This is a genomic window from uncultured Chloroflexus sp., from assembly GCF_937951745.1.
In the GTDB taxonomy this organism is placed as follows: Bacteria; Chloroflexota; Chloroflexia; order Chloroflexales; family Chloroflexaceae; genus Chloroflexus.
On sequence record NZ_CALFBQ010000073.1, the window covers coordinates 57,014 to 64,933 of the forward strand.

At 58.3% G+C, this 7,920-nt stretch carries 5 protein-coding genes; 1 reads left to right on the plus strand and 4 read right to left on the minus strand.

Annotation, left to right across the window (positions count from 1 at the left end):
- Positions 1-13: 13 nt before the first annotated feature.
- Positions 14-1,315 (plus strand): NAD(P)H-dependent oxidoreductase, encoded by a 1,302-nt coding sequence (locus Q1A59_RS16230; RefSeq protein ID WP_298490684.1) that lies wholly within the window; start codon positions 14-16, stop codon positions 1,313-1,315.
- Here the strand turns inward: Q1A59_RS16230 and Q1A59_RS16235 are convergent.
- The 4 genes from Q1A59_RS16235 to Q1A59_RS16250 all read right to left on the minus strand — a co-directional run bounded on the left by Q1A59_RS16235 (position 1,286) and on the right by Q1A59_RS16250 (position 7,098).
- Positions 1,286-2,128, minus strand: a complete 843-nt coding sequence (locus Q1A59_RS16235) for a carbohydrate kinase family protein (protein WP_298402276.1) — start codon at positions 2,126-2,128, stop codon at positions 1,286-1,288. The two genes, Q1A59_RS16230 and Q1A59_RS16235, sit on opposite strands and share 30 nt — an antisense overlap.
- An 84-nt stretch (positions 2,129-2,212) precedes the next feature.
- Complete coding sequence (gene lon / locus Q1A59_RS16240; RefSeq protein ID WP_298402275.1) at positions 2,213-4,690, minus strand: endopeptidase La; 2,478 nt, start codon at positions 4,688-4,690, stop codon at positions 2,213-2,215.
- Between the two features lie 45 nt (positions 4,691-4,735).
- Positions 4,736-6,541 (minus strand): ABC transporter ATP-binding protein, encoded by a 1,806-nt coding sequence (locus tag Q1A59_RS16245; protein ID WP_298490683.1) that lies wholly within the window; start codon positions 6,539-6,541, stop codon positions 4,736-4,738.
- A 56-nt stretch (positions 6,542-6,597) separates the two neighbouring features.
- Positions 6,598-7,098: a MarR family winged helix-turn-helix transcriptional regulator gene (locus tag Q1A59_RS16250; protein WP_298402271.1), complete on the minus strand. Its 501-nt coding sequence runs from the start codon at positions 7,096-7,098 to the stop codon at positions 6,598-6,600.
- Positions 7,099-7,920 lie beyond the last annotated feature (822 nt).

Consider the following 7,920-nt stretch of genomic DNA (forward strand, 5'->3'; position numbering starts at 1 on the left):
AAGGAACATCGCAATGCAGGTCGTCGTCCTAGATGGCTCCGCCGCTGAAGATGAGGTTGGTCAGCAGATCAGACAAACGCTGCTGGATCGATGTGCAATGCAAGGCTATACTGTCCAGACTTTTACCCTCCGCTCGTGTAAGATCGGTAATTGTGCCGGTGATTTCTTTTGTTGGGTGCGTTCCCCCGGTCAATGCATGGTCGCCGATGATAATCGCACGATTGCGGCTGCCATTGTTGCGGCTGATGTGATGGTCTATCTCACTCCTATCACCTTTGGTGGGTATAGTTCACTGCTGAAGCAGGCGGTTGATCACCAGATTCAAAATATTGCGCCGTTTTTTACTACGCTCAACGGTGAAACGCATCACAAGCGACGTTACGAGCGGTACCCTAGCTTCTTGGCGATTGGTTGGCAAGCGACGCCAAACCCTCACACTGAAGCGATTTTTCGCCATTTGGTATGGCGTAATAGTCTCAATTTCTATGCGCCAACTACCTATTGCGCGATTGTAACCGGGATGCCGCCAGAGAGCGAGCTAGCCGTACAGATGGATGCAGCGCTCACCGCCATTACTCGCGGTACGACGATGATGGTGCCGCCGCTACCGACACTTCCCGCCGGTGTCATTCAGCACTCCCCGCCACGTAACGCGCTGTTGCTGGTGGGAAGTCCGCGCATGCGTAAGAGCACGTCGTATTCGTTAGGCGAGTATCTGATGCAGCACCTTGCAGCGCGTGGTATTGCGACCGAGACCGTCTTACTCTATCCAACGCTTAACAATCCCCTGAAATTGCAAGCGTTGCTTGCGCAACTTGACGCAACCGATCTCATTGTGCTGGTCTTTCCACTCTATATTGATACATTGCCTGCACCGGTCATCCGATGGCTTGAGTTACTGGCCGTGCATCGGCGCAACCATCAGGTAGCGTCCAACCGGTTAGTAGCGATTGGGAATTGTGGCTTTCCCGAAGCCCATCATCTCGATAATGCCTTGGCGATCTGTGCTGAATTTGCCCACACTGCTGGCTTTACTTGGCAAGGCGGTTTAGCGCTGGGTGGCGGCGAGATGGTACATGGCGAGCCGCTCGCCACTATGGACGGCAGGGTAATGGCGATCCGGCTGGCGTTGACGATGGCGGCCGAAGCGTTGGCCCAAGGACAACCGATCCCCCTCTTAGCGCAACGTCGAATGCGGCAGCGTGCAATTCCAGTGTGGCTTTACCGTCTCATGGGAAGTATTGGCTGGCGAACTCAGGCGCGACGTTGGGGTATGCAGAGGCAGCTATACCGGCGACCGTATCGCACGAAGTGAACCTTCCGTTGGTGGTGTTGTGAGCTGTTCGGTAGCAGCACGAGTAGCAAACGCCAATATCGCCGGCCAATCCCAGCCCCGCCATACACCGTAGGTCACACCGGCGCGGAAGATGTCGCCGGCGCCGGTGCTGTCGGTCACGGTCTGCACTGGCGGTAACACTTCATACCAAACGCCGGCAACGAAGACGCGCGCCGGACGAGGGCCGTCGGTGAGAAAGACCGGCGCACCACGCACGTAATGGAGATCAGTCGCCCGTGCGAGCGGGTCAGGGTCAAGCAATGATGCTGAGGTAACAATGACGTCAGCAGCATGGGCGAGCGGTTCAGTCGGTGTTAGCACATCACCAACAATTACCAGTCGATCTAAGCGACGGGCGGCCAACGCAACCTCAGTAGTGTACAGCCCGTAACGGCTCACACTAACGATCTGTGCTGCCGCTAGTGCTTCCGGCGGCGGTGGCGAGGCAGCGGTTCCCTCTCGAAGCGCGATAATAGTGCGCTCGCCGTCAGGTGTAATCAGGATATGGCAAACCGGCGTAGCTACCCGTGCATCACGTTCGATGTTGGCAGCGAGATTGAGTGCGCGCAGCTCAGTCGCTACCACCTCACCTGCTGGATCATCGCCTAACCGGTCACCGTAAAGGAGCGGCTGCACCCCCCACCACGTCAATGCGCGCGCTTCGTTGAGCGCATTACCACCCGCTGACCAAGCGCTACGCAAGGCATGGACGCCACTGCCCGGCATGGGCCAGCGTGGCAGCCAGATGCGCAGATCGGCGCAGATTGAGCCATAGCAGAGAACATCAGCCACAGCTTCCACGTGCTCGCAATCCGGGTTGCGACACAGGAGCGGTGAGGTGTTCAACTCACCGCTCCGTTGAATGTCCCATCCCCATCACATGCCAGCCGGTGCAGGCGAGGACTGACCGCGATTATTGTTCGGATGCGACCCGTTCTGATTGCCAGTCGGCGTTGGCATCCGGCTGAGAGCGATCCGCAGGACTTCATCCATTGACGAGACTGGGATGAGGTTCAGCTCACGCCGCACCTTCTCCGGTAGCTCGCTGATGTCTTTAGCGTTCTCTTTCGGCAAGATGAACGTGCGGATGCCTGCCCGGTGCGCGGCCAGCGTCTTCTCTTTCAAACCACCGATGGGCAACACCTTACCACGCAGCGTCACCTCGCCAGTCATTGCCACGTCGCGCCGTACCGGTGTACCGGTGAGGGCGCTGACCAATGCCGTTGTCAGCGTGATCCCTGCCGAAGGGCCATCCTTCGGCACCGCTCCTTCGGGAATGTGAATATGAATGTTCGTCTCCTCGAAGGTATTAGGATCGATGCCGAAATCAACGGCGCGCGAGCGCACATAGCTGACCGCCGCCTGCGCACTCTCCTTCATCACCTCGCCAAGCTGGCCGGTCAGTTGCAGTTGGCCCTTGCCTTTAAACGGCAACACCTCGATGCTGAGAATATCGCCGCCAGCGCTCGTCCATGCCACACCGGTGGCCACCCCGATTTCATCCTGCTCTTCGACCATGCCGAAGGTGTAGCGTTCAGGGCCGAGGTACCTGACCACCGCCGCTTCGTCGATTACAACCTTCGGCGGTGCTTCGCCGTTCGCTTCGGTCTGCTCGGCCACCTGCCGCGCTACTTTACGGCAGAGGCTAGCGATTTCGCGTTCAAGGCTGCGCACGCCGGCTTCGCGGGTATATTCGCGAATCAGCTTCAGGATCGCGCCTTCGGTAAACTCGATCTGCTCCTCTTGCAAACCGTGGAACTCGCGCTGCTTGGGAATGAGGAAGCCGCGCGCAATTTCCAATTTCTCATCCTCGGTGTAGCCGCTGATCTCGATGATCTCCATGCGATCGCGCAACGGTAGCGGGATCGGTTCGAGCTGGTTAGCGGTAGCAATGAAGATCACCTTGCTGAGATCGAACGGGATCTCAAGGTAGTGATCGCTGAACGCATTGTTCTGCTCAGGATCGAGCACCTCGAGCAGGGCCGAAGTCGGGTCGCCGCGGAAGTCGATCCCGATCTTGTCTACCTCATCGAGAATGTAGACCGGACTCTTCGACTTAACGTTCTTCATCGCCTGAATAATCCGACCGGGCAGCGCGCCGATATAGGTGCGGCGATGGCCGCGGATCTCGGCTTCATCGCGCACGCCGCCGAGGCTGGTGCGCACGAATTTGCGCCCCAACGCGCGGGCAATGCTGCGACCTAGACTCGTCTTGCCCACACCGGGCGGGCCAACGAAACAGAGGATCGGCGAGCGCAGCTTGTCGCCGGCCAGCTTACGCACAGCCAGATATTCGAGGATCCGTTCTTTGACCTTCTCGAGGCCATAATGGTCGGCATCGAGCACCTTTTGCGCTTCGGTAATGCTGATCTCAGGCAACTCCTCGTCTGCCCACGGCAACGAGAGGATCCAGTCAAGGTAGGTGCGGATCACACCCGACTCAGGGTTATTCATGCCCTGCTGGGCTAGCCGCTTAAGCTCGTGCAACGCCTGATTCTTAACGTACTCCGGCGCATTCAATTCGTGAATCTTACGGCGCAGCTCATCGATAGGATCATCGCCTTCTTCGTCTTCACCAAGCTCGCGGCGAATGACCCGCAACTGCTCGCGCAGGAAGTATTCGCGCTGGCTCTGATCAAGCACCTCTTTGGTATCTTGCTGAATCTTCACCCGCAGCTTGAGCAGCTCAAGCTGGCGCGCCAAGACCAGATACGCCTTGCGCAAGCGCTCGACCGGATCGAGCGTGTTGAGGATTTCCAGCCGGTCTTTGAAGTCGAACGCCGGCCCCCACGTCACGATGTCGGCCAGATGGCCCGGACGGTCAATGCGATGCACGAATTGCACCGCCTCTTGTGGCACCTCGCCGAGATGCTCGACAAACTCATCAACCTGCTGTTTGACCGTCTCCATGAGCGCTTCGACTTCGAGACCGGTGACGACCGGATCAGTCACTGGCCGGCAGCGCACCCGGTAGAAGGGAGTGATCTGCACCGCTTCGATAATCTGCGCCCGGCTCTGGCCCTCAAGGATCACGCGCGCCGTACCGTCATTCAGCTTGGCGAACTCTTGCAATTGGGCAATCACGCCGATTGGCGGCAGATTCTGCGGTTGGTTGCTCTTGTAGCCTTCGAGCTGATGCTCACGCACAAAAATCAACAACACATCGCGATCTTCATCCCATGCCCGTTCCATAGCGCGGTAGGATTTCCCCTGCGGCACCTGCAACGGGATGGTCATGTGCGGCATAATCACCATCTCGCCGAGCACCACCATCGGCAACCGGCGTTCAGGCGCTTCAAATTGCTCTTCTTGCTCTTCGGACACATCGTCAAACAAGGACATTGGCTCATTCATAGGTTCGGTATCTCCTACGTTCAGTGTGAACGTTGCTCCTGCGGTTTAATCGGATGCAATGGACAGCGTTGGCGCTTGAAATTGCAGTTCATATAGCCGGGCATACATCCCGCCACGGGCCAACAATTGGCGGTGGGTTCCCGCTTCGACCACTTCACCCGCCACCACCACGACAATCCGGTCAGCCCGCTGCACAGTGCTCAGCCGGTGAGCAATCACGATGCTAGTGCGACCGGCCATCAACCGTTCCAGCGCCTCTTGCACGAGCCGCTCGCTTTCGCTGTCGAGCGAACTGGTCGCTTCGTCAAGGATCAAGATGCGTGGATCCTTCAAAATAGCGCGCGCGATCGCGATTCGCTGCCGTTGGCCGCCGCTCAGACGCACGCCGCGCTCGCCAACCGGCGTATCATACCCATCCGGCAAGTTGCAAATGAACTCGTGCGCATTCGCCATGCGGGCTGCTGCTTCTACCTCGGCATCGCTGGCCTCAAGCCGACCATAGCGAATGTTGTCGCGGATGCTGCCGCTAAACAGCAGCGTCTCTTGTGGCACGATCCCGATCTGTGCGCGCAGCGACCGCATCTGCACCCGGCGCACGTCATAGCCGTCGATAAGGACATTGCCGGCCTGCACGTCGTAAAAGCGCGGGATGAGATTCACGATGGTGCTTTTGCCGGCGCCGCTCGGCCCGACCAGCGCCACCATCTCACCCGGTTCGATTGCCAGCGAGAAGTTGCGGAGCACGACCGGCGCAGTTTGGCCGTTCTCGGCCCGCTGATAGGCGAACGACACCTCACGAAACTCGACCCGGCCCTGCACTGGCGGCAGCGGGATGGCATCGGGAGCATCAGTCACCGCTGGCTGCTGGTCGAGCAGCTCGAACACCCGCGTTGTTGCACCGAGCGCCTCTTGCATCTGCCCAAACAGACCAACGAACCCGCCCATCGACCCAGCCGCAATGCCGGCATAAAAGAGAAAGGCCACCAAACTACCCGGTGTTAACGATCCCGTGCTGACCAGAAACCCGCCAACAATCAGCATGCCGATCAACGCACCCCAGACCGTCAACAACATTGCCGGTTGAAAGAGCGCCCGCACCCGCGCTCGTTTCATCGCTGCGGCAAAGGTTGCCTCAGTCGCAGTCTGAAATCGCGCGATTTCATATGGCTCGCGCCCAAACGAGCGCACCACCCGCACGCCGGCCACCGTCTCCTCGAGGATGCTCGTTGCATCGGCGAGCCGATCTTGCACCGTAGTTGAGATCCGCCGCAGCCAGCGCCCAAAGAAGACTGCAATCAACACGAGTGTTGGCACAAGCACCAATGCCAACCCACTGAGCTGCCATGAAACAACCACCATCAAGATGATCGCACCAACCAACTGGATCACGCCTCCCAACAGCATGCCCAGATTAGTGGTCACCATTGATTGAATCAACGTTACATCGTTGGTGATCCGCGATGTAATCTCACCGGTGCGACGCTGTTCAAAGAAAGCGAGGTCGAGCTGCTGGAGATGCTGGTACGCCGCTTGACGCAGATCGGTGACCACTCGTTCACCGACAAAGGTAAGACTGTAGGTCTGGATCAGACCGGTCACTGCTTGCCCAGTAGCCACCAATCCCAACAGCAGGGCAATCTGGGTGATCGGCAGCGACTGATCACCGGTAATCAGATTGACCATCTGACCAATCACCAACGGCATTACCAACCCCAAGCCAGCACCAACGACCATCGTCACTAGTGCGACAACCATCCATCCCTGATATGGCCTGAGATACCTTAGCAGACGTGACCAGCTCACGCCTTTCGGCAACTCAGCGGGACGAGTAAATTGCCATCGAAACCGCATCAATCGTCACTCCTCGAACGAACGCAGGCTATGCCACCCCGTTCGTTGCTGCATTGTCAGGCCAGCCGTCCCGTTTCACTCCGTTCGAGGACGCGCGCCATTCCGGCTAACACTCCTTCCAACAATTCCAGCAGCCGTTCTGCATCAGCCGCCGGCAAGTGGCCAAGCGCCGCGTGGATCTGCTCGCGGCGGGCCTGCTTGATCGCGGCAATCATGGCAATGCCGCGCGATGTAATCTGCACCATCACCTGCCGGCGGTCGCGTTCATGCCGGGTGCGCTCGACCAGTTGCTTATCGAGCAGGCGATCCACGACGCCGGTTAGCGCTGCCGCCGACTGCTGCGTTGCCTCGGCTAGATCCGACATCTTGCATTCGCCATTGGTCTGAGCCAGATGGAGCAGCGTGTAGAACTGGGTCAACGTGAGATTGAACCGGTCGTCGTCGAGCAACTGCACAAACTGGCGCTGCGCCAGCCAACTGATGCGCAGGATCATCTGCTCGATGGCGTCGAGCGTCGAGTGCTCGGTGGTCAGGTTGGGCAGTTCCGATTCGGCCATGCGTTGCTCTAATGCTAGCTCATATAGATATTCAACGATGTTAAGTATACCAGAAGCAAGCAACGTTGTAAAGGATGGAGTCACCACGCTAGGACACCCAGCGTATGACCATCTCTGACGAAGCGCGCAGAGAGCAGGATCGCGTAGGGGCGTAGCATTGCTACGCCTTTAGGTGGCCGAAACAGTACCAGCCCAGCCAGCCATCATGCCACAACAGTGTCGCGAAGCATCTTCGTGTGACCAAACATCTTCTGCACATCTACTCTGGGCTGCCGATCAGGTTGTGAATACTACACCTATCACGCCATTGGCGGTCTGTAGACCCGCTGCGAATTGGGGAGCAGTTCGGGCTGCTCGCATAATCGTTCGCGCAACACGTACATCGCTCAGTGCTGCTACCGTTTTACGCGGCAGTGCGTGACCAACCCTTCTGCGCGTGTGTCGAAAGCGCGCAGAAAAGGCTACCGTTTCACGCGGCAGTGCGTGACCAAACCGCAACCATAACACGCGCCGATAGAGGTTAGGCAAAGTTGTCAGCATCTGCTGTACGTGCTCTCACTCCCAGCGCAGGTCAAGCACCGTTTCGGAGGCACCTCTGTCTATCTCCAACCGATCGCGATCAAGGGGCACCGCGCGTCTTGTGCGGCGGCGAGTATCGATGGCCTGATTGCGAGCTAAGTGAAACAGCCCTGCGGCGAGGGGCATACCGCAGTCTTCACACTGGTCGGCGCGTTCGAGGAGGCGCACAAACACCTCGTTGGTATCACTGGTCAGCTCGGTATGAAAGAGGCAGAGGCTGTAGGTTGAATAAATCTAGCTCAC